General features: G+C 41.8%; 22 protein-coding genes. 2 read left to right on the top strand and 20 right to left on the bottom strand.

Annotation, left to right across the window (positions count from 1 at the left end):
• Nucleotides 1-23: 23 nt before the first annotated feature.
• The 9 genes from C5S62_RS05330 to gmd all read right to left on the bottom strand — a co-directional run bounded on the left by C5S62_RS05330 (nt 24) and on the right by gmd (nt 12,158).
• Nucleotides 24-773 carry a hypothetical protein gene (locus tag C5S62_RS05330; protein ID WP_104404374.1) on the bottom strand — a complete coding sequence of 250 codons (750 nt, stop codon included), beginning with the start codon at nt 771-773 and terminating at the stop codon, nt 24-26.
• A gap of 286 nt (nt 774-1,059) precedes the next feature.
• Complete coding sequence (locus C5S62_RS05325; RefSeq protein ID WP_104404373.1) at nt 1,060-1,701, bottom strand: HD domain-containing protein; 642 nt, start codon at nt 1,699-1,701, stop codon at nt 1,060-1,062.
• 64 nt (nt 1,702-1,765) lie between these two features.
• A complete protein-coding gene (locus C5S62_RS05320) occupies nt 1,766-4,477 on the bottom strand; it encodes a calcium-translocating P-type ATPase, PMCA-type (protein WP_104404372.1) in 2,712 nt (903 codons plus the stop codon).
• Between the two features lie 22 nt (nt 4,478-4,499).
• Complete coding sequence (locus C5S62_RS05315; RefSeq protein WP_104404378.1) at nt 4,500-6,137, bottom strand: dipeptidase; 1,638 nt, start codon at nt 6,135-6,137, stop codon at nt 4,500-4,502.
• 43 nt (nt 6,138-6,180) lie between these two features.
• Nucleotides 6,181-7,032 carry a carboxylating nicotinate-nucleotide diphosphorylase gene (nadC, locus tag C5S62_RS05310; RefSeq protein WP_104404371.1) on the bottom strand — a complete coding sequence of 284 codons (852 nt, stop codon included), beginning with the start codon at nt 7,030-7,032 and terminating at the stop codon, nt 6,181-6,183.
• 96 nt (nt 7,033-7,128) lie between these two features.
• Nucleotides 7,129-8,148, bottom strand: coding sequence for a PCMD domain-containing protein (locus C5S62_RS05305; protein WP_371411187.1), 1,020 nt, complete (start codon nt 8,146-8,148; stop codon nt 7,129-7,131).
• A gap of 73 nt (nt 8,149-8,221) precedes the next feature.
• Entirely contained in the window at nt 8,222-9,415 is a 1,194-nt protein-coding gene (locus C5S62_RS05300) for a BamA/TamA family outer membrane protein (RefSeq protein WP_104404370.1), read from the bottom strand.
• A gap of 699 nt (nt 9,416-10,114) precedes the next feature.
• Nucleotides 10,115-11,056: a GDP-L-fucose synthase gene (locus C5S62_RS05295; RefSeq protein WP_104404369.1), complete on the bottom strand. Its 942-nt coding sequence runs from the start codon at nt 11,054-11,056 to the stop codon at nt 10,115-10,117.
• A 13-nt stretch (nt 11,057-11,069) separates the two neighbouring features.
• Nucleotides 11,070-12,158 carry a GDP-mannose 4,6-dehydratase gene (gene gmd / locus C5S62_RS05290; RefSeq protein ID WP_172485896.1) on the bottom strand — a complete coding sequence of 363 codons (1,089 nt, stop codon included), beginning with the start codon at nt 12,156-12,158 and terminating at the stop codon, nt 11,070-11,072.
• Between the two features lie 238 nt (nt 12,159-12,396).
• On the opposite strand from gmd, the gene yihA reads away from it, so the two are divergent.
• The gene (gene yihA, locus C5S62_RS05285) at nt 12,397-12,999 is read left to right on the top strand and encodes a ribosome biogenesis GTP-binding protein YihA/YsxC (protein ID WP_104404367.1); all 603 of its coding nucleotides are present in this window, start codon (nt 12,397-12,399) and stop codon (nt 12,997-12,999) included.
• A 69-nt stretch (nt 13,000-13,068) separates the two neighbouring features.
• Nucleotides 13,069-14,265, top strand: a complete 1,197-nt coding sequence (locus C5S62_RS05280) for a PAS domain-containing sensor histidine kinase (RefSeq protein WP_172485895.1) — start codon at nt 13,069-13,071, stop codon at nt 14,263-14,265.
• A gap of 56 nt (nt 14,266-14,321) precedes the next feature.
• Here the strand turns inward: C5S62_RS05280 and hisIE are convergent, their stop codons facing one another.
• From hisIE to C5S62_RS13845, 11 genes are all read right to left on the bottom strand, one after another.
• Entirely contained in the window at nt 14,322-14,921 is a 600-nt protein-coding gene (gene hisIE / locus C5S62_RS05275) for a bifunctional phosphoribosyl-AMP cyclohydrolase/phosphoribosyl-ATP diphosphatase HisIE (protein WP_104404365.1), read from the bottom strand.
• Nucleotides 14,918-15,676 carry an imidazole glycerol phosphate synthase subunit HisF gene (hisF, locus tag C5S62_RS05270; protein WP_104404364.1) on the bottom strand — a complete coding sequence of 253 codons (759 nt, stop codon included), beginning with the start codon at nt 15,674-15,676 and terminating at the stop codon, nt 14,918-14,920. Before hisF ends, hisIE begins: the two co-directional genes overlap by 4 nt.
• Nucleotides 15,666-16,388: a 1-(5-phosphoribosyl)-5-[(5-phosphoribosylamino)methylideneamino]imidazole-4-carboxamide isomerase gene (hisA, locus tag C5S62_RS05265; RefSeq protein WP_104404363.1), complete on the bottom strand. Its 723-nt coding sequence runs from the start codon at nt 16,386-16,388 to the stop codon at nt 15,666-15,668. The genes hisF and hisA overlap by 11 nt, the downstream gene beginning before the upstream one ends.
• 15 nt (nt 16,389-16,403) lie before the next feature.
• A complete protein-coding gene (gene hisH, locus C5S62_RS05260; protein ID WP_104404362.1) occupies nt 16,404-16,988 on the bottom strand; it encodes an imidazole glycerol phosphate synthase subunit HisH in 585 nt (194 codons plus the stop codon).
• Nucleotides 16,989-17,015: 27 nt separating this feature from the next.
• A complete protein-coding gene (hisB, locus tag C5S62_RS05255; RefSeq protein ID WP_223301148.1) occupies nt 17,016-18,185 on the bottom strand; it encodes a bifunctional histidinol-phosphatase/imidazoleglycerol-phosphate dehydratase HisB in 1,170 nt (389 codons plus the stop codon).
• A gap of 32 nt (nt 18,186-18,217) precedes the next feature.
• Nucleotides 18,218-19,261 carry a histidinol-phosphate transaminase gene (hisC, locus tag C5S62_RS05250; RefSeq protein WP_104404361.1) on the bottom strand — a complete coding sequence of 348 codons (1,044 nt, stop codon included), beginning with the start codon at nt 19,259-19,261 and terminating at the stop codon, nt 18,218-18,220.
• 40 nt (nt 19,262-19,301) lie between these two features.
• Nucleotides 19,302-20,585 (bottom strand): histidinol dehydrogenase, encoded by a 1,284-nt coding sequence (gene hisD / locus C5S62_RS05245; protein WP_223301147.1) that lies wholly within the window; start codon nt 20,583-20,585, stop codon nt 19,302-19,304.
• 18 nt (nt 20,586-20,603) lie between these two features.
• A complete protein-coding gene (gene hisG / locus C5S62_RS05240) occupies nt 20,604-21,455 on the bottom strand; it encodes an ATP phosphoribosyltransferase (RefSeq protein WP_104404360.1) in 852 nt (283 codons plus the stop codon).
• A 250-nt stretch (nt 21,456-21,705) separates the two neighbouring features.
• On the bottom strand, nt 21,706-22,497 hold the full coding sequence (locus C5S62_RS05235) for a M48 family metallopeptidase (RefSeq protein WP_104404359.1): 792 nt from the start codon (nt 22,495-22,497) through the stop codon (nt 21,706-21,708).
• Nucleotides 22,498-22,992: 495 nt separating this feature from the next.
• Nucleotides 22,993-23,118 carry a hypothetical protein gene (locus C5S62_RS14025; RefSeq protein ID WP_255400141.1) on the bottom strand — a complete coding sequence of 42 codons (126 nt, stop codon included), beginning with the start codon at nt 23,116-23,118 and terminating at the stop codon, nt 22,993-22,995.
• 54 nt (nt 23,119-23,172) lie between these two features.
• Nucleotides 23,173-23,691 (bottom strand): hypothetical protein, encoded by a 519-nt coding sequence (locus C5S62_RS13845; RefSeq protein ID WP_223301146.1) that lies wholly within the window; start codon nt 23,689-23,691, stop codon nt 23,173-23,175.
• Between the last annotated feature and the right edge of the window lie 164 nt (nt 23,692-23,855).

Raw genomic sequence — 23,855 nt, 5'->3', positions numbered from 1 at the left:
AAATTTAACACTTTTCTCAAAATTCATGCACCGTGTTTTCGGCTTGACCCGTATTCTTCTACCTTTTTACACAATTCATTATCATTATATAATATTATTACTCGCTTAAAATAGTTTGTTCGAGTTGTCCCATACCTATTTTCAGGAGACTTCATGCGAGAGTCCTTCAAATAAACCTGTTCTTCAGTCGTATATTCATGCACTACATGAAGAGATTGATTGTTAAAAAGCCACGACCTCCCGTCATGGCTTGCATTTCTATCCCATAAATCTACATCCTTATGCAAGAAAAACTCGTTGTTGCCCCAAATATTTGACCATTGTAGTGAAGACGCATATTTGTCATTATATCTTGAGGTATATAAATCTATCAACTGTTGATAGGTCGTATAGTCTTCGGAAACTAAACAAATACGAGCAATTGAGTCTTGGAATGATGTCACAACAATATCTACACAAAGCGGACTTTCCTGTTCGGGTAAAAAAATATTAGACTTAAAACGAACAATGTTATCTCCTCTATTTTGTTTAATATCCCATATCTTTTTATCTTTAACGGCCTTGTTAATCATAGAAGATATAGGCTGACCTAAAATTAAGCCGCCAAATGATAAACTGACTATTGAATCGGAAGCTGTTTTTAAATTGGCCTCTTTTTCGGCCTGTTCTTTTTCATAATCACTAACCTGTCCTTTTTTATTTGAGCCTTGACAACCTGCAAAAAAATACACAATCGCTACAGGTATCAGCATCACTGTCAGTAACTTTTTCATATTGATGTAATTTTAATTATTTTACAGGGTTGTTTTATGCTTTATTTCGTTCAATGATAACATTTATAACTCCTGCGAGTTTTTGAGCCTTTGATACGTTATTGCCGATTTTCAATGCGATAGTAGGCTCTTGTATGCTATTCACGTTGATATACAGCGTGTATTTATGTATAGTCGTAGTTTGACTTGTCGCGTTGTCCGAGATATTCTTTTTTGCCGTAGCTGCACCTGCGACTGCTCCCAATCCACCCGTAAGATGTAATAGACAAGACTTAATCTGACAATATTATTTCTGCTTAATTGTTTTTTCCAAACACCCTGCAGTCAACATATCTGCGGTTTGAAGAATGGTTACAAGTGGAGATTTTTCCATAGCAGAACGATAGGCATACCGAGTACTACTACCCTGTTCTGTCATTTCAAACATGCCCATGTGCCAACGAATAGCCAAAAGTTCCTCTTGCTTAAGGCGCATAAACCATCCCATTATAACACAAGTCTTTTCACCATGTCCAAAGGGGAATTCATCTTGAATTTCATACCCTGTATAACTCTCCCACTTACCTAATTCGTTTTTACGCCATTTTTCTGTCTTCTTGTAAATTTTAGTTTTACATAAATCATGAAAAAGCGTAGCAATTGCAAGACTTTCAAGAGAAACTAATTCTGTAAAAGGAGATGATCCAGACTCTATGGCCGGTAAAACAACCGTTTCATAAAGTTTACAAGCCGTATGGAAAACATTTAGGGAATGACGGCATAAACCACCATCTTCGTTAAGATGAAACGAAACAGAGGAAGGAGCTGTATAGAAATCTGTTTTCTGATCTATATACTGAAGCAAAGATTCTATGCCTTCACGTTGAATATTTTGGCGACAAAGACATATAAACTCTTCTTTATTAGAAGCTATTTCGAGTGGAGTCATAATTTTCTATAAATATTGAGAGACTGTTTTATATTCATAATGTAATCAACAGTACCCCATGAGATTAATCTGATTTACATTTTATAAGCCGGACTATTTCACCAATCCAAAGCACCAAAGAGGTGGCAATTATTATAATTAACCAATCTGCCATAGACAAAGGCATCACATTAAACATTTTTCCTCCGAAGCTAACAATAAACACCTGCCCCACAATAATGAGCAAAGCTATCAGAACAAAACCTCCACACCCTTTAAAATGTAGAGCTGAACGCCCTGTCATAAATGCACGCGCATTAAACATATTCCAAAACTGAAGCATGACAAAAGTAGTAAAAAAAATACTTAGTTCTACAGGAGACAAATGTCCATCAGCAGAACAACGGAGTTTCAAATCTACAATATCGACAAGACTAGTTATATCGTATTTTTTGAAAAAAAATAAAAGTCCGAACAGCAATACTGTAAAAAATATTCCCATACCAGCAATATTATTTCGCATCGCTCTATTAATAATAAATGCGTCCCGCAAACGTGGTTTATCCTTCATCACCGCTTCAGAAGGAGGCAGTGATGCCAAAGCCATAGCTGCAAAAGTATCCATGATCAGATTAACCCAAAGCATTTGTGTTACCGTTATAGGAGACTGCGTACCAAGAAACGCTCCAATCAGAACAATGAGACAGGCTACAACATTTACTGTCATTTGGAAAAGGATAAAACGTTGAATATTCTGATAAAGTGAACGCCCCCACATAACAGCACGGGTAATACTTGCAAAAGAATTATCTATAATCGTAATATCACTGGCTTCCTTAGCCACAGAGGTGCCATCCCCCATCGACAAGCCAACATGCGCAGCCTTCAAAGCAGGAGCATCATTAGTACCATCACCAGTAACAGCAACCACTTGTCCTTTATTCTGCAAAGTTTCCACAAGACGTTTCTTATCCATAGGACGAGCACGTGAAATAATTTTCAACTCCATTATACGGTCTTCCAGTTCTTTATCAGTAAGAGCAGCAAACTCTGGACCGGTAATGATATTGCAATCGCCATCATCTTTTTTCCATAGGCCGATCTGCCGGCCTATCTCACGCGCTGTAACCGAAGTGTCACCTGTTACAATCTTCACACTAATACCAGCTGATAAGCATTCCTTGACTGCCGCAGGAACATCAGCTCTAACCGGATCGGCAATAGCCACAATACCTAGAAAGATCAAACGGTCAGCAATCAAAACATTATCGACAATTACATCTTCAGAATCCTCCAATTCCTGACAAGCAAAACCAAGTGTCCGCATAGCTTGATTCTGAAAATCACGCAATTGCTGCTCCACATCGTTTTTCGTCATTCCTCCGTCTATACAACAGCACATGCCCATAACTATTTCAGGAGCCCCTTTAACATAAAGCATCTTCTTACCTGTAACAGACGATTTAACAACGGTTGCCATCATTTTTCGCTCTGTCGTAAAAGGAAGTTCGCCAATAACCAAAGCGCGTTCCTTTATCTTAAGAAAATCAATGCCATAACGATGAAGCCACAAGAGCAAAGCACCTTCTGTAGGGTTTCCCAACACAGACGGCTCTTTCGGATTTGACAAATCAAGATTGGCCGTAGTATTCACGGCAATCCCCTCTGCTATAAGTTGTGCTCTCTCACTCCCATTTAGCAGCTGGTGCTCAAGAGCGTAAAAACGTGTTTCACTAACACGCATCTGATTCTGGGTCAGTGTTCCTGTTTTATCCGTACAAATAACGGTAGTCGCTCCCATCGTTTCACAAGCATGCATCTTACGAACCAAATTATTAGTCTTGAACATACGACGCATACTATATGCCAGACTCAACGTGACAGCCATTGGAAGTCCCTCAGGAACCGCCACAACAATTAATGTCACTGCCACCATAAAAGTTTGCAACAAATTTGACAACAAAGCCAGCCAATCGTACTCAGATGTAGACAAAAAGAAATGCAAAGTCCGGCCTATAATAATCAAAAGTGCCAAAGCATAACTTATCTTTGAAATTTTGCCGGCTAATCCTTCAAGTTGTTCATTTAAAGGTGTTTTCACACTATTATCTATCTGAGCTGCCACAAAAACCTTTCCGCTTTCAGTTTGATCACCTACAGCCATAACACGAAAGACACCATGTCCTTCCATTACTTTCGTACCGCGCATTACACAATTAGACGGAAAAGTAGCATCAGGATCGAATGAAGCCTCATCGATAGTTTTAGCACACATAGGTTCACCGGTCAATGTTGACTCGTCAACCTGAAGAGAAGTAGCTTCAAGAAGCATTCCATCTGCAGGTATATCATTTCCCGTAGACAGAATGACAACATCACCCTTCACAATCTCTTTTTTAGGAATCTGCACATTACGGCCATTACGAACCACCTGTACAGGCTCATCGTCATTCACCTTATTCAGCAAATCAAACTCTTTGTCAGCCTTCATTTCAAAATAGAAGGCTAATCCAGTAGACAACAATATGGCAACAAAAATACCTATCGGTTCAAAAAAGACACTACTGTTCCCGTTTTCTTCTCCCGGACCGAAGAACTCATAAAAAGAGATACCTACAGAAAGTAGTCCGGCCACAAAGAGAATAACGATAAGCGGGTCACTGAGTTTTCGGAAAAACTTCTTCAATACAGATTCTCTGTCCGGTGTAGTCAAAACATTATAGCCATTTTCTTTACGGCTTTCCACGACCTCAGCATCAGTCAATCCTTTATAGGATATGTCTTTTTGTTTATCCATATCAATAGTCTTTATTTACCCATCAGGGCATTAAATATTTATCTCCTGTAGTTTTTATTATGATTTTCTTGTATTCATTGGAAAAACCAGGGCGATCGGGAGTTTCGCCTAATCCATCGGAAGTAAGTGTGAACTTGCCGTCCTTTTCCGGCTTCACAGCCTGATCGTTGTACTTAACGATAAGATATTCGCCAAGTTGCTTCCAATGCGACAACATATTCTGAGCACATTCCACCCCATAATCAGTCAGATAGCGCTTTGCTTTGGAAGGATCAAGTTTTAAAAGTCTCATCGCCTCCAACTCTACAGAATGCTGGTTCCCCATATATGAATTTTCCAGTTCTTCGCGCACTTTCTCTAAACTTGGGAACAGCTGGCTGTAACGCGGATAAGTCATATTGGCCACCCAATTACAAACCCAAAAAGCCGACTTCCAAGAAAAAGTAACATCATCTGCAGTTTTTACATCATAACACTCAGGCACTGCCGTTGCAGAGCAATAAACTGGAGTATAGGCTACCATATTGGGATCATCATTACCAAACCAAAGAACTCCGCCCACAGCATCTGGCAAACTCCCACGCATCTGAGCCACAACAGTGAAAGCTGTTTGTTGTGTAGAAATGGGTCGTTCGTTGAAATAAGTATTACCTTCATATTCAAAGGTTAGGGGCGTAGGCCGATAAGGCGCATTGTAGATACCACTACCCGCATCACAAGTCATATCGAATACAGTACCCTCATAATGGTCACGATTGCTTGCCATAACATCTTTAAGGCTCAATTTCTGCCGAGGCTTAAAATAAAGCGGCATAACTTCCGACGTACCGATATGCTTACCATCAACAAAAGGAAGATAACGCGACATTCCATCTACCCATTTGTTGAAAAAACTCCAAACACGGGCCTCACAAAAGCGAATGGCTGAAAAATCTGCAGGAGCATAAGCGTCTGCAAAAGAAAAATCTGCATCTTTACCACTAAAGTAACCATGCTTACGGGCAAACGATATGACATCCTTCGAATAGAGCACATTCTTCTTGTCCTTCAAGTCAAATTTATGAATACGGCTTTGATTGGCATGTGCGGCAATACAGTCATCTGGAATTCGCACAGCCACCCATACAGCTCCTTTTTCACCCGTTCCTTTACCAATCATTTCCAGTATCCATATCTCGTTGGGGTCTGCAATAGAAAAACTTTCTCCACTGCTGGCATAACCATACTGCTGAACAAGAGTCGTCATAACCTGAATGGCCTCACGGGCTGTTTTAGAACGTTGAAGAGCTATAGCCATCAAACTGACATAATCAATGACACCGGCAGTATCGACTAACTCCGGACGTCCTCCGAAAGTTGTTTCAGTAACAGCCACCTGATGTTCATTAATATTTCCCATAACACTATATGTTATCTCCGCCTCAGGTATCTCACCCAAATAATGATTGGTATCTCCATCAACCACACGCCGCATAGTCCCTTTAGCATGACGAGCAGCCGGATAATAAAGCAATTTGCCATACATGCCATAACTATCGGCATTATAAGTAATGAATGCCGACCCGTCAGCCGATGCATTCTTTCCTACAAGAAAACTGGTGCAGGCCCCGGCTACCTCCCACGTGAGGGCAAACGCCAACAGTAAAATAAATCTACGCATTTTCATTTATTACAAAAGTATCAATATTCTATTTAGAAACAGGTCAGTGAACAGCCTTGAACGACATATCCAAGCCTTTCACTGAATGGGTCAATGCACCAACGGAAACATAATCAACCCCACACTCTGCATATTCGCGCATTGTGTCGATGGTGATTCCGCCACTGGATTCCGTTTCAAACTTACCATCTATCATTTTCACGGCTTTACGAGTGTCTTCCACTGAAAAATTATCCAACATGATACGGTCGGCCTTACCATTCTCCATGACTTGCCGTATCTCATCAAAATTCCGCACCTCAATTTCAACCTTCAGATTAAGACCTTTCTCCCTCTGATAAGCCTCGCAACGATCAAGGGCATTTGAAATGCCACCAGCAAAGTCTACATGATTATCCTTAAGCAGTATCATGTCAAAAAGTCCGATCCTATGGTTGACTCCGCCACCTATTTTCACGGCTTCCTTCTCCAGCATACGCATGCCGGGAGTTGTTTTACGTGTATCAAGCACCCGTGTTCCGGTACCTTCCAGACGCTTCACATATTTAGCAGTCATGGTAGCAATACCGCTCATACGCTGCATAACATTAAGCATCAGTCTTTCTGTCTGCAAAAGACTGCGCACCTTTCCGGTAACAAGCATCGCCACATCGCCAGGCTTTACTTCTGCTCCATCGTTAATAAAGATTTCCACCTTCATCTCCGGATCAAATCTGTGGAATATTTCCTTGGCTATGCGCATACCGGCAAGAATACCAGTCTCCTTAATGAGTAACTTCGACTGCCCCATAGCCTCTTCAGGAATACAACAAAGAGTGGTATGGTCGCCGTCACCTATGTCTTCAGAAAAAGACAAGTCTATCAATCTGTCATTCAATTCGTCTACTGTATACATGATGTTTTTATGATGTTTTAATTGTAAATACAAGAAATGACAGATTAGGAAATGTACGAACAGACGTTTCATTTCCCAATCTTGCAATACATTTATTTAATAAACCAGTCTCACATTGTCAACCCAGAAAGTATTTCCCACGCTGCCGACATAGGCTCCTCCATGACTGGAATCAAACTGCAAGACCAGATGGGTTGGAGTTTCATCAGCATCAGCCCATCCTTCCTCCATGATCTTCACCATTTTCCCCTTACTGTTACGGGCATATTTGACATTGTCACCAGTTGTCAGCCCCATATAAGACTGATAAAATGATTGTCCGGTTATGTTTCCGTAATGAATGTCGAAACGGGCATTATTAACCCATCCGCTAGTGTTATTTCCAAAACGGTGAACCAACGTTCCCACACGTTTAGCGTGAATATTGCCATTGCTGTCCTCCCAACGTTTCTGCAAGTAGAGAATAACATCCGGCATATCCTTGCCGCTTACAGTCTGTACCTTGCTGAAACCGGTCTGACGAACACGATTGGGACTTCCGGAGAGTTTTACACGATAATCGAACATAAGCGCCTTGGGACGTTTTCCGAATTTCAATCCGGCATTGAGCTTGCTCATCGGATTCTTTGTACCGGTAATAGGCTCCAATGTCTGTCCCAAATAAATGGAACCTGCAGCAAGAACCTTAATATTGACCAAGCCAAGTACTTTACACTCTTCGAGATGCGTATAGAGTTTGGCACAATATCCATGACCGGCACGAGCTTCCTTGTAAACCGAAACATTCGTCTTCGTTATGCCCGACACCTTTGCCAGCACATTGGATGTGGCCCAAGGCGAACCGCCTTGATTCGTATAAGGATTATTATTGTTCCAGGTGCCGTTAGGGGCTATTTCATAAAGTGTTTTTGTTTTTCCGCCAAGCACACCACTTTCTTTGATGTTGCGTGTCAGCCAGGTATCGAAATTACCGAAATTGAGATAAACGATGCTCTCGTCGGTTTTATTCTTTTCATCCTGCCCGTAAACCTCATTGGTGCGGCCGGCAGCAAAAACTGCGGAACTTCCTCCAAAAGCCAGAAGGATTATTCCTAAAGACAATTTTTTTGTCATCATTGGCATTTATGTTATTTTGATAAAGTTTTTTTTGATAAAGCCGGCTTTCTGACGTCATCATAGGATTAAGATTTCAGAAAGCCTCATTAATATTAAACAAGAAACTGCCTCCATCGCGTGTAAAACCGTAATCAAGGCGTACATTAATACGTTTTTTGAATTCCCAGCGATAACCTATGCCGAAATTGGGTAAAGTACGCTGCCAGCGTAATGTTTCAAACTCAGGAAACACCTGTGCGGCTCCCGCCCATACAGCAATGCCATTGCGTTTCCACACATGCTGGCGCAATTCCACCTGAAGTTCCATGATGTTCTTGTCACGATAGCGTCCTTCATAATACCCCCGCATACGACTGTTTGAACCGGCCTCGCTCATCAGACACCAAGCTGGATTACCATAATTAAAGCGTGAATGCCACTCGCCGGCCAACACACCTCCCCGCCACAACTTACGATAAGTGCTCACTGTAAGGTCTGTGGTCGAAAAACAATAGTCATTGCCTAAGAAACGCGGTGTAAAAGTTTGCTCCAGTTGCAGGAACCAGCCACGATAAGCATTAAGCATGAAGTCTCGCGAGTCATACGTAAGATTAAAGCCGATGGTTTGGGCATGGATTCTCAGATCTTCACCACGAAAGAGGTGCTTACCTTTTTCTTCCACATCACGCGCCTGCACATATTGATAGTTTATAACCGGCCCCAGATAAGTATTGGAAGCAACCCTAAACATGAAGCGCGCCATCGCGTCTAATTTTATACGCCGATAATCCGTTTCATTATCATCCTTTTTTCCATTCTCAAACCCTATTCCCCAAAATTTAGTGGGAAAGGTGTACATATAAAGTCGATAGTCCAATCTGTAGCGGTCGTGCCTGAATATATTGTTACCTTTTACACCCATCATGAGAAACCCCTTGGTGGTTATATCCCCATAGAGAGTTACGTTGGATTTAGGCAATAAAGTGTCAGCACGGTCGAGAGAATAAAGTCCGGTAGCCACCACGCCCAGTCCCAATCCTACAGTTGAGGAATAATGTGGGCCAGGCAACACGCCGAAGTCAAACTTTTTACCCGCATGACGGTCGGCATTAAAGAAGTAATCAGCGACACGGCGTAACACGCTGCGTTTGCGGGCATCAGTCTGCTCCACCAACGTATCGCCAACAGCGGTGGCAACTGTCAGCGTATCGGTCACTTGACCGAGACTTCCAACCGGCACCGACATGAAAGCGAAGAAGACGAGCAAATATGTTTTATTTAATTTCATTCAACGTGCAAAGTTAGTATAACATAACTTATCAGCAAAGAAAATAAGTATTTTTAAACGCCCTTGTTTTCCCATTCGAAACTGCTTAAAAATCCGCTTAAAACAAGTTTACTTTCCTATCATCACAGTCCTTTTTGTCCATTGTACCTTTCACGCAAACCTTCCTCTAACCAGCTTCAAGACTTTAACAACCGGACTCCACACCTGCAAGCCCAGGCATTTTAACACTATTTGCTTTTGGAAGAAAAATGTTGTATCTTTGCATAGCAAGGCGGGGATTTCTGATAGAAACCCCGCCTTTTACGTCTTTTCAGAGACAAAAACAGACAAAAACGACTGTATTTTACCTTGGAAAAACATTACTTGGAATTTGAATTCCAAGTATTCGTGTTAAAACTTGAATAGGGACTTTCCGAAGTTCAGCTGATACAACCTACATTTTAACAGATCAAAATGTAATGGAAAGTTAAATATGTTAAAGTCGAATACTCTCTTCCACACCACTCCCCTAGCCTATTTCATCAAACGAAGATTTCACACCTAGCAATATTTTCAGATTTTCCCTTATATCAAGTCGTATATTTCCACTGTATGTGTATACCTTCAAAAAAACAACTGACACAGGCACGTCTTTGATATTATAAGAATCTGCCACAACTTCCCAAACCGTGAATTCGTTTGAGTTTAAACAGAAAAAGGTCAGCGTTCGGCCCTAACCGGATTGTTCAGAAAATCATTGTATGCCATGCGGATACCATCTTCCAGCTCCGTACGGTAACTCCATCCCAAAGCCATCGCCTTTGACACATCAAGCAGTTTGCGTGGCGTTCCGTTAGGCTTAGAAGCATCCCAAAGCACCTGTCCGTCATAACCAACCACACGAGCCACCATTTCCGTCAGATGGCGAATGGTTATTTCCTTACCGGTTCCGGCATTAACGGTTTCATTTCCACTATAACGGTTCATAAGAAACACACACAAGTCAGCCAAATCGTCTACATAGAGAAACTCACGAAGCGGTGTGCCGTCGCCCCAACAGGTAACATAAGGCAACTTCAGTTCACGTGCTTCGTGAAAACGACGTATCATGGCCGGCAAAACATGGCTATGAGCTACATGGTAATTATCACCCGGGCCATAAAGATTGGTGGGCATCACACTGATAAAATCCGTACCATATTGTCGGTTAAGATATTCGCAGTACTTCAAACCAGATATTTTGGCTAAAGCATAGGCTTCATTTGTCGGTTCGAGCGCAGAAGTGAGCAGACAATCCTCTTTCATTGGCTGAGGGGCCAAACGGGGGTAAATGCACGATGACCCCAAAAACAGTAATTTCCTGCAACCATTCTGCCAAGCGGAATGGATAACATTCATCTCCAATATCATATTTTCATACATGAAGTCAGCCAGAGCCGACCGGTTAGCTTCTATCCCCCCAACTTTAGCTGCTGCCAAAAACACATATTCGGGACGTTCGGTACGGAAAAAATCCTCTACAGTTTGCTGACGTGTCAGATCCAGTTCCGCATGTGTGCGTGTTACGACATTAGTATACCCCTGACGCGCCAGTTCACGGATAATGGCAGCTCCTACCATCCCCCGATGGCCGGCAACATATATCTTCGCTTCTTTTTCCATATTGTAAAAAATATTATTTCACAATTCCTTTTTCCAGATATTCGGCCAAGTTAGTACGGATGCGGTCGCTGGCACGCTCCAAGGCCACTTTCTCCATATCGGCATCAACCATAATCTTCACTAATTGCTCGAAAGAAGTTTTTACAGGATTCCATCCCAACTGTTCTCTGGCCTTAGAGGGATCTCCCCACAGATTGACGACATCGGTAGGACGATAAAAATCGGAAGAAACTTCCACCAACACCTTTCCTGTAGCTTTGTCCACCCCTTTTTCATTTTCGCCCTCACCCGAGAACTCCAATTCTATACCGACATAGTGAAAAGCCAATCGGCAGAAATCACGCACGGAATGCTGAACGCCGGTAGCTATCACGAAATCTTCCGGCTTGTCGTTCTGAAGAATGAGCCACATACATTCCACATAGTCTTTGGCATATCCCCAATCGCGGAGCGAAGACAAATTACCCAGATAAAGTTTTTCCTGTTTACCCTGCCTGATACGGGCGGCAGCCAGAGTGATCTTACGCGTCACAAAAGTTTCACCGCGCCGCTCACTCTCATGATTGAAAAGAATGCCGGAGCAACAAAACATGCCGTAAGCCTCACGATATTCCTTCACGATCCAATAACCATAAAGTTTAGCCACGGCATAGGGACTATACGGATGAAAAGGGGTATTCTCATTCTGAGGCACTTCCTCAACCTTACCATAAAGTTCAGAGGTTGAAGCCTGATAAATACGGCAGGTAGCGGCCAGTCCACAAAGGCGGACGGCTTCAAGCACACGCAATACACCTGTAGCATCGACATCGGCAGTAAACTCAGGCGAATCGAACGAAACTTGAACATGGCTCTGAGCGGCCAAATTATAAATTTCATCAGGACGAACCTTGCCGACCACCTGTAACAAACTCATGGAATCACCCATATCGGCGTAATGCAAATGAAAATGAGGCAATCCTTCCAAATGGGCTATACGTTCACGATAATCCACAGAAGAACGACGAATGGTACCATGGACCTCATAGCCTTTTTCCAATAAAAACTCTGCTAAAAAAGAACCATCCTGTCCTGTTACTCCTGTTATCAATGCTGTTTTCATCATCAATTGCTTGCTTTAAATGAATGTTTCTAATGAAAATAATGGGACAAAGTTAGAAAAATCGTTAGTATTCTTATCCGTCAGGCCCAATAAAATAAGCGATGCCTCTAAAAAACAAGAATTTTATCAGACAAACCACCATGATAAACAAAGACACAAAAAGGGTATACCCCAAAATATGAGTTTTTCACTTTGTCCTTTAGTCTCCTTGTATTATCTTTGTAAACAAAAAACGCTTATGAAAATTACATCTGCCGAATTTATCATCTCCAATACAAAAATCAGTAAATGCCCACAAACCGGTCTGCCGGAATTTGCCTTTATCGGCAGAAGCAACGTGGGAAAGAGCAGTCTCATCAACATGCTTACCTCCCGCAAAGCCTTGGCCATGACTTCTTCCACGCCAGGCAAAACGATGCTTATCAACCATTTCTGTATCAATAACAGTTGGTACATTGTTGACTTACCGGGCTATGGCTATGCCAAACGAGGCAAGCAAGCTATGGAAGAGCTGAAAAAAATGATTACCAGCTATGTATTGCACCGCTCACAACTCACCAATTTATTCGTCCTGATAGACTCACGGCTTGAACCGCAGAAAATCGACTTGGAATTTATCAATTTTCTTGGCGAAAACGGCGTACCTTTCAGCATCATATTTACCAAAGCAGACAAGAACAAAGCGGGAATACTGAAAAAAAATGTAGATAAATTCCTGAACACGCTTTTGGAAAGTTGGGAAGAACTCCCTCCATACTTCATCACCAGCAGTGAAAAAGCTACCGGACGTGAAGAAGTTCTGAATTATATCGAACAAATCATCAGCAATATCAACGAATAAACCGGTTCGGACTTATTTTACCGCCACCGCTAACATTTCCTCCCGAAAGATTCCGGTTTCATCCCACTCATGCAGAATCTATTCACAGACCGCATCAGAACTATCAAGATTGCCCTCGTAAGCACGGCCGTCATCATTGCCGCTGCCTCGCTTTATGTGTCCCATACACTCATCAGCGACCTGAAAAAAGAGGAACAGACGAAAATGGAAGTATGGACAGAGGCAATGAGATCGCTGATACGGGCCGATGAAGCAGCCGACCTTAACCTCGTACTCAAAATAATCAACAGCAACAACACTATTCCCATCATTGTTCTTGACGAGAAAGACCGCGTGACTGACTACCGGAACATACAGCTCAAAGAAGGTGAAGATACTATAGCCTATCTGCGGCAAGAAGCCAGACAAATGGAACAAGCTGGCAGAAGCATGACCATAAATCTGGAAGCACTGGACCCGGCCATCCAACCATCTTCACTCACTGTATGCTATGATGAATCCCTCATGCTAAAACGCCTCACGGCTTATCCTTACATTCAATTAGGTGTCATGGGACTGTTCATTGTCATAGCTGTATTCGCCTTGCTGTCTTTTACACGTGCCGAACAAAACAAAGTGTGGGTAGGACTTTCACGAGAAACGGCCCATCAATTAGGCACACCCATCTCTTCCCTCATGGCATGGACTGAGTTATTAAAAGAGATTTATCCCAGGGAGAAACTTCTTAATGACATGAGCACTGACGTGAAACGTCTGGAACTAATAGCCGAAAGATTCTCTAAAATAGGTTCCGCCCCTGACGTGAAACAGGAAGATCTGACAGCGGTCATCACACATGTCATACAATATATCAGCCGCAGGACTTCCGAAAGAGTTAATTTTACAACGGCCTACCCGCAACAACGTCCCATTGTCGGACTTCTTAATGCACCTCTTTTCGAATGGGTTATCGAAAATCTGTGCAAAAATGCCATAGACGCCATGGGAGGTACTGGAAATATTCATATAGCCATTACACAAACAGAGCAAAAACATATTATTGAAGTGACAGACACCGGCAAAGGGATGACAAAATCACAATACCAACAAGTGTTCCGACCGGGCTATACGACAAAAAAACGTGGTTGGGGGCTAGGCCTACCGCTGGCCAGACGAATCGTTGAACAATATCACAAAGGACACATTTTCGTAAAGAGCAGCGAAATTGGCATAGGAACGACATTTTGCATTGAACTGCCGGCTATACTTCCACAAACTATACCATAATTTACTTTTACCTGCCAAATAAGGAATCGTATCAATTAAGTACTCAGATAGAACACTTACCTATGACGCAGGGCCAATTCACGCTCCATGTCTTCCAGTGAGCACCCCATTTCTTCCATGAGTACCAACAAATGATAAATAAGATCGGAGGCTTCATAAATAAAACGATCGCGATTGCCGTCCACTGCTTCCACCACACTTTCTACTGCCTCTTCACCAACTTTCTGAGCTATTTTTTTAACACCTTTGATAAAAAGACGCGTAGTATAAGAACCCTCAGGCATTTCTTCGTGTCGACGGCGTATGACAGCAGCCAAACGTCGGATGAATCCTTCAGACTCAGCAGTGTCGAAACAACTGGTAGTGCCACGATGACAAGTCGGACCTATCGGACGGGCCTTAATAAGTAATGTATCGGCATCACAATCCTGTAACATCTCAACAACCTCCAGATAATGTCCACTCGTTTCACCTTTAGTCCAAAGTTTTCCCCTTGTACGACTAAAAAAAGTAACACGCCTTTCTATCTGCGTACGTTCAAAAGCTTCATTATTCATGTAACCTAACATGAGCACTTTAAGTGTAACATTATCCTGCACAATGACAGGCAGCAATCCATCAGCGCATTTGGAAAGATTGAAATCGGAAAAATTCATAAACGGACTGGAATATTTTTCTGTTGTAATTGTTTTTTAAGTTCACGAATACTAATCTCACCGAAATGAAATATGCTCGCAGCCAAAGCTGCATCAGCACATCCCTCAGTAAGTACGGCCGCGATATCGGCTACACTGCCGGCACCACCGGAAGCTATCACAGGAACATTCACTGCAGCGGCTAACCGGGCAAAAGTATCACAAGGATATCCTGCTCGCGTACCATCATGATTCATTGAAGTAAAAAGAATTTCGCCGGCACCACGACTTTCCGCCTCTCTGGCCCAACTGTAAAGTTCTTTATCTGTAGAATGACTGCCTCCGTGAGTTGTCACATGCCACACACCATCAGCAGCAAGACGCGCGTCAATAGCCACTACGACAAATTGATTTCCATAACGTGTTGCTATACTATCAATTAAATCTGGAGTACGGACAGCCGCACTGTTGACTGTCACTTTATCGGCACCGGCATCCAGCAACCTAGCGGCATCGTCGACCGAAGAAATGCCGCCTCCCACTGTAAAAGGAATATTTATTCCATCAGCGATGCGTTCCACTAGACGGGTAAATGTGGAACGACCTTCACGTGTGGCACTTATATCCAAATAAACTAACTCATCAGCGCCGGCTGTGGCATAATGCCGTCCTAACTCCACAGCATCACCCACATCACGTAAATCCTCAAAATTAATCCCTTTTACAGTACGCCCGTCTTTTACATCCAAACAGGGAATGATGCGTTTAGCTAACATATTTTTCAAGTTCTTTCAAAGTAATACGATTCTCATAAATAGCCTTACCGATAATCACCTTACGCAGTCCTAATTCTTCCAGACGAATTATATCGGCAATAGAAGAAATACCTCCAGAAACCGTAAAATCCACATCTGGGAATCTTCCCTGTAAACTTGTATAAAGATTGAATGACGGACCTTCCAGCATACCATCACGCGAAATATCAGTGCAAATAACTTGTGACAAACCACATTGCAGGAAACGGCCTATAAGGTCTTCGATACTCATATCTAAATCTTCCTGCCAGCCGGAAACGGAAACCTTGCCTTCGCGCACATCTGCTCCTAGTATAATATGCTCCGGTCCATAAATATTAAGCCATGCGGAAAAACATTCAGGATTCTTTGCAGCCAAACTGCCCACTATGGCATAGGTGGCACCAGCATTAAAAAGATCGCGCAAAGCGGTATCACTCTTCAGCCCACCTCCCCATTCAATCTCAACACCTCTAATACCAGCCATTTGCTCGAGTATACGCAAATTTTTCGGTTGCGAAGTTTTTGCTCCGTCCAAATCCACGACATGAATACGTTTCATGCCGCAATCCACATAACGCTTCACCATATCTACCGGTGAGGCATCGTAGGTTTTCTGTCGCGCATAATCTCCCTGCGACAAACGTACACAATGCCCTTCTATAATATCAATAGCAGGAATTATCTGTATCATACAAGTCATCTTAATTTAAAGTGTCAGAAAATTTTGAAGAATACGCTCTCCGACAGCTCCACTTTTTTCAGGGTGAAACTGAACACCATAAAAATTTTCATATTTCAGGGATGCGCTGAAAAGCTGGCCATACCCCGTTGTGGCAATAGTATCAGGACAAAGCCCTGCAAAATATGAATGTACAAAATAAACATGACTCCCGCTTTCTATACCTTGAAAAAGTTTCGTTTCCATATTTCCCAAACAATTCCATCCCATATGCGGAACTTTTTCTGTAACAGACGGGTGAAAACGTTTTACCCGAGCATCAAAAATCCCCAGGCAGCCGGTGTTGCCTTCTTCTGAATGGCGGCACATCACCTGCATTCCTACGCATATCCCCAACACCGGACATCGCAAATTGCGAATAATATCGGTTAAACCCGCTTCGCTAAGATTGTTCATAGCCTCAGCCGCATGTCCTACCCCTGGCAACAAGACACGGTCGGCATTTTTAATGACCTCAGCATTTTCCGTAACTTTAAAATCAGCTCCCAAACGAGACAAAGCATTCTCAACAGAACGGAGATTGCCCATTTTATAATTGACAATGGCTATCATAAAGTCTTAATCATAATAAAGGAACAACTATAAAACGCCTTTACTCGAAGGCACTTCATTACTGAATACATTACGATGAACAGCCTGACGCAACGCACGGGCAAAAGCCTTGAAAACACCCTCTATGAGATGGTGATTATTCTCCCCATGTGCCTCTATCTGTAAATTGCAGCACATTGCCATGCAAAGTGAATGAAACACATGTTTGAACATTTCAGTCGGAGTATCGCCTATATATTCACGAGTAAAATTAACCTGCCAATGAAAATCCGCCCGTCCGCCAAAATCCAACAAGACCAAAGCCCGACTTTCATCCATTGGAAGAGCAAAGCCATAACGGTTGATACCTTGTTTTCCACCTAAAGCCAAACGGATAGACTCACCAAGAGCTATCGCTACATCTTCCATAGTATGGTGCTCATCCACATCAAGATCGCCTCGGCAGGTAGCAACAAGAGAAATACCAGCATGATGAGGCAATTGAGAAAGCATGTGATCAAAGAATTTTAATCCGGTATCTATCTGAGTTTCTCCCCTACCGTCAAGATCTAACACTACGTGCACATCTGTCTCTTTGGTTCTACGCCGAATTTCAGAACAACGTTCTGAACGCCGAATATGCTCCGCTATTATCTCCCAGCTATCAGTAGCCATCACTAAGGCATCACGACTATTATCCGTTACGCCCTTCAATAATGTTTCAGCTTCATCAGGAGAACGAAGTAATATTCCTTTTGCTCCAAGATTATGAGCCAACTGAATATCTGTAATACGATCACCGATGACAAAGGAACGAGCCAAATCATAGGTTCCATCCATATATTTCTTTAATAGTCCTGTGCCCGGTTTACGAGTATCGGCATTATCGGCAGGAAAACTTCTATCTATAAGTTGCTCGTCAAAAACAACACCTTCACCTTGAAGTGTCGTCAGCATCTTCTCATGTGCAGGCCAAAAAGTCTCTTCGGGAAAACTTGCTGTGCCTAAACCATCTTGATTACTTACTAAAATAAGTTCAAAACCATGACCGACAATTCCACGTAAAGCAGAAATAACCCCTGGAACAAACTCCAGTTTTTCCAACGAGTCGATTTGCTCATCAAGAGGTTCCCGAATAATGGTACCGTCGCGATCTATGAAAATAGCTTTCTTCAAGACGTTTCCTTCAACTATTGATGTGTTTTCCTGGTCAATCATAATTATTTAGAATATATTTACACGAATAAGAATCAAAGTTGCTGCAATGTTTCAATTAAACGAAGATTCTCTTTTGGAGTACCTATAGTTATACGAACACATCCTTCACAACCTTTGACATGTGCACGATTACGTACAATTATTCCTTTGCTCACTAACACATCATACAGAAAATTGGCATCATCCACACGCACCAAAAAGAAATTGGCATCGGTAGGATATACTTTTTTTATACATGGCAATTCAGACAAAGCAACTGCAAGTAATTGACGCTGCTCTTTTATCTCCGCTATCTGTCCACTAATATCTTCTCTAAGACGGCGAATTATTTCCGTTTGTGTCGGAGCATTTATATTATACGGGTATTTTACCTGAGCAAATAAATTGATAACAACAGGAGACGCGAATGCCATACCAAGACGTAAACCAGCCATACCCCATGCCTTTGAAAGCGTTTGCAGCACTATAAGATTCTGATGCCGGTGAAGCACATCAAGAAGCGTTCCTTCATCAGAAAAATCCACATAAGCTTCGTCTACCACCAACATGCCATCAAAAGAATCGGCCAAACTTTCCAATTGCTCTCGCGGAAAAGCATTTCCTGTAGGATTGTTGGGCGAGCATACCCACATAAGTTTAGTACGCTCATCAGACATCGCCAGCATTTTCTCTAAAGGCAAACTAAAATTCTCATTCAATTGAACCTCACGCAATGCCACATTATTGATTGCCGCAGCTACGGCATACATGCCATAACTCGGTGCTATAGCTATTGCATTATCTATTCCCGGACGACAAAAAATACGAAAGACCAAGTCTATAGCCTCATCACTGCCATTGCCAACAAATATCTGGTCCATTGGAATATCTTTGAATTCAGATAAAACAGTCTTAAGGGCTTTCTGATGAGGATCAGGATAACGATTCACACCATTCTCATAAGGACTTTCGTTAGCATCAAGCCAAACAGAAATATCCCCCCCCTTATAATCGTCACGAGCGGTTGAATAAGGAGCAAGTGAAAGTATGTTCGGACGTACATAAGAAAATATATCGTGTTGCATCACTGATTTCATTATGGAATATTCTCTAACACATTATAAAGATTTATCCGTTTCATTTTATTCTTATTTTCACAGCAGCGGCATGAGCATCAAGTCCCTCCGCATTTGCCATAGTAATAATGGTATCCGCCAATTCTGTCAACCCCTCTCGAGATATTTCCTGATAAGTAATCTTTCGCACAAAACTATCATAATTCACTCCACTATAAGAAGTTGCCCAACCTCCGGTGGGTAACGTATGGTTGGTTCCAGATGCATAGTCGCCAGCACTTTCAGGAGAATAATTCCCTATGAAAACACTACCGGCAGCAGTAATGTCTGCAGCAATATCCCAAGGCTTCTCCATGGAAATTATAAGGTGTTCCGCAGCATAGGCATTGGCAAAATCCACCATATCTTCTCTCGTTGGGAGAACAACAATACGGCTATGCTCCAAAGACTCTTCAACGATTGAAACACGATTTAAAGAAACAGCCTGCCTATATACTTCCTCTGCTACGTCTTGAGCAATCTTCATTGTTTGACAAACCAATATACTCTGACTGTCAGGACCGTGCTCTGCCTGAGAGAGCAAATCTGCCGCCACAAAATCAGGCCGAGCCGTTGTATCAGCCATCACTAGAACCTCAGAAGGACCAGCCGGCATATCTATTGCCGTTATACGACTGACCAGTTGCTTGGCCTTTGTCACATAACGATTACCTGGACCGAAGATTTTATCAACCCGAGGTATACTTTCCGTGCCATAAGCCATAGCAGCCACTGCCTGTGCTCCTCCAACACAAAAAATCCGATTAATACCACACACGCGAGCAGCATAAACTATTTCCGGAGCAATCCGTCCGTCCGCTCCTTTAGGCGTACAAAGAATTATTTCTTTACATCCTGCAATCTTAGCCGGAAGGCCAAGCATCAAGACGGTCGAAAACAGAGGAGCACGTCCCCCAGGAATATAAAGGCCAACACGTTGCAAGGGCACAGTCCGCTGCATGCAATGAACCCCAGGAAAAGGTATAACATCCACCGTTTTAGGCATCTGTGCGGCATGGAATTTACCAATATTACGCGCAGCCTGAGTGATAGCATGTTTCACGCTATCAGATACATTCTCTGTTGCTTCCAGACATTCTTGTTCCGACAGTTCTAAAGTTTCAATCCGGACACCATCAAACTTCATAGCATAATGGTGTAAAGCGGCATCACCTTCACAACGTACACGTTCTACAATTTCGCCTACCGCACGTTCTATTTCACGATCATCAGTTATATTACGTTCCATTAATGCAGGCCAATCCAACCGCGCAGGATTTTCAATTATGTCCATAAACTGCTTCATTATTATTTTTCAAAAAAATCAGCGTATCATGTTTTCCAAAGGCAAAACCAAAATGCCTTCAGCTCCAACAACTTTAAGACGTTCTATTTTTTCCCAAAGTTCATGCTCATTTATAACTACATGAAGAGAACACCAATCCTCTTCAGCTAATGGCAGAATCGTGGGACTGCGCATACCTGGCAACAAGGCTATAGCCTCGTCAAGCCGGTTCTTCGGAAGGTTCATCAACACATATTTCAGTCCTTTGCTATCAATAATAGAGCGAAAACGGAATTTCAATTTTTCAAGTTCTCTACGCTTATCATCGTCAAGACCAGCTGTTGCAATAAGAACCGCCTCAGAGCGAAAAACCTGCTCAACCTCACGCAGTCCATTTTGCACCAATGTACCGCCTGACGATACGATATCAAAAATACCATCAGCCATACCAACCAACGGAGCTATCTCAACAGAACCAGCTATCTCATGAATCTCTGCATTCACACCATTCGCTTTAAAGAAGTTTTGAAGGATATGAGGATAAGATGTCGCTACTCGCCGTCCTTCAAACCATACAGCCCCTGAATAATCAACTTCGCGGGGCACAGCTAAAGAAATCCGACAAATTCCGAAACCAAGACGCATTTCCTCAACCACAGGCAACTCCTTTTCAGCCACTTCATTAAGTCCGACAATACCCACATCGGCCACTCCCATATAAACGGCCTGCGGAATATCATCATCCCGAAGATACAGCACTTCCATAGGAAAGCCTATAGCCTGTGTCATAAGTTTACGCTTGCCAGCGACAACACGGATTCCAGCATCCGTAAGCAAAGCCATGGTTTCTTCATTGAGACGTCCCTTGGCCTGAATAGCTATTCTAAGCATACCTATTTGTAGATAAAAGTTATTATTTAGAATGCAAATATAAACATTTATTATTAATCACAGTATAAAACAATCATTAATATAAAAACAACGCTATTAAATTCATTTTCCGTCTTACAATCACCTCTATAATCTGCTTCCCGAAAAACAATTAATCTAACACTCCCGAACCGTTCACATACAAAAAAAGGCGTGCAAATCTTCCTCACCGGTCGATTACACACGCCCTTTTTACCTTTCCTACAGTTTATTAAGGCTTAGCAACTCCCTCTACCGTTGCACGTTCTTCCATACGCTTAATCCGTGCATCCAAATCAGGATGCGTTGAGAACAACTGATTCAGTTTACTGTCCTTTTTTGCTCCCGCATCTTCTTGCATTTGTTTCAATTTTCTAAAAGACAACGCCATAGACCAAGGGTTCTTACCATTCTTTTTCAAGAATTCATATCCATAATCATCCGCATTACGTTCTTGCTTTTGCGAATAAGAGGCATTCACCAAAGCTTCGCCCAAATTTCCCAATTGCGAATCAGTGAGTGCGGCAGCCTTTCCTCCTTTAGAAGAAATACCATCTTTCAATGCAGAGGTAAGTAAAGCAGTACGGAAAGCCTTTTTAGAATCCTTATGCGCCACATGTCCCACTTCATGCCCGATGACTCCCAAAAGTTCCTCATCGCTCATAATGTCCATTAAAGACGAAAACACTCGTACACTACCATCAGCACAAGCAAACGCATTCACGTCTATCACATAATATACTTTGAAGTTCAAGGGTATTCCTTCAACTTCAGTCAACCCTTGTGTTAATTTCTTCAGACGAAGCGTATACGGATCATCTTCAGCACAGACCTGATTGTGCTTATCCATCCAATCTATATACTCTTTTACATAAGCAGCCATCTGAGCATCTGTCAGAGTTGTAGCCTGCACAACCTTAGCGGCACCTCCCACAGCTTTTTTTATATTGAACTGCGCCTGTGCCTGCGTTGCAAATGTTGCACAACAAAGTGCAACAGCACAATGAATAAAAAACTTTTTCATTTAAGTTAAATTTTTAATTAACGACAAACAAAGATACGGATAAAATAAGAAAATACAGTTATTCCACTCTACTTTTTTAATAAAGAAAATATTACCGGATTTGCATTTAACATATTTCTCCATATAAAATAAGCGCAGCATTCTCAAAAATAAGCCATAAGTCCGTTCATCCACAAACAACAATACAGTCAATGTCTGTTTTTACACTGAATTTTTCACTACCCAAAAAGAGGAAAGCTCTCCGAAAAGAGTGATGAAAAATCATTAAAGAAGCCACTACAGTCTCATTGTAGCGGCTTCTTTTTTAATATATCTACGCCTTATTATTAGGATTTCTCCGTAAATTTTGTGAGGTTCAATGTCTCGCCTTTCAGAACCCGCTATTATCATTCATTTCAGACATGGCATTCATCATTTTAACTTGAATTTCAGCCATCCGCTTCACTTGGTTTGAACTTAATTATTTTGATGCTTCAGCTTCTTTCAAACTCTTCTCTAACTTTTTTTTGCTTTTTCAAGTAAGTCAGGATAACCTAGTAACACATCCAAGCCATCATCGTCATTTGCCTTTTTCATCATTGTTATATATTCATCAGCGTATGCTTCGTAATCGTCTAACATTTTATCCCATTTCTTATCACCAGCATCAGAAAGTGTATCATCTTCATCATTATCTTAGCTTTCATTATTATCACTTATTAATGAGCCTCTCTTGTCTTTTTCAATCTTTTTACTAGTGATAAAAAATGTAGCGGCATCTTCGGGTAGTATGTCCTTTAGAAAATCTTTAAATAGCACCCAATTTTCATCCCCTTCTTTAGATACCATATCTTTTAGAAGTCCATCAGCCTCAAAACTACTTGGTATATCCGTAAAATTAGCTATAGGTTGTCCTTCCTTATTACAAATAGTTAAAAAGAGTGGCCCATCATTGCCATCATGGAATCCATAATCTGATCGATCTCCCTTACCTATGGATTTTATTTGTATCTGCCCTTCAAGAAACATATTGTGCTTACATTCCATTTTATACACACCATCAACAACCTCAAAGACATCCGACAAGTAACCTTTTACTTTTTTCTCATAAGGTTTCAGTTCAACAGTCTTATCTTCCGATTCCATCTGTTTATTACCTCCACAAGAAGCTAAAAACAAAGCTCCCGCAACCATAAAAAATGCTTTCACTTTCATAATTTAATGTTTAAAAATTAATAACTTAATTAGTTGTCGCATAATATTTTAAATTCTATCTGATAGCCCTTTCAATCCTACTTTATCTTAAACTCTTCAATTTTACTTCTTTCGGGTCAAGCCGAAAACACGGTGCATGAATTTTGAGAAAAGTGTTAAATTTG

It is taken from the genome of Prevotella sp. MGM2, assembly GCF_002933955.1.
Classification (GTDB): Bacteria; Bacteroidota; Bacteroidia; order Bacteroidales; family Bacteroidaceae; genus Alloprevotella.
Note: the sequence above shows the minus strand (reverse complement) of the source record. Positions and strands in the feature narration are given on the sequence as shown.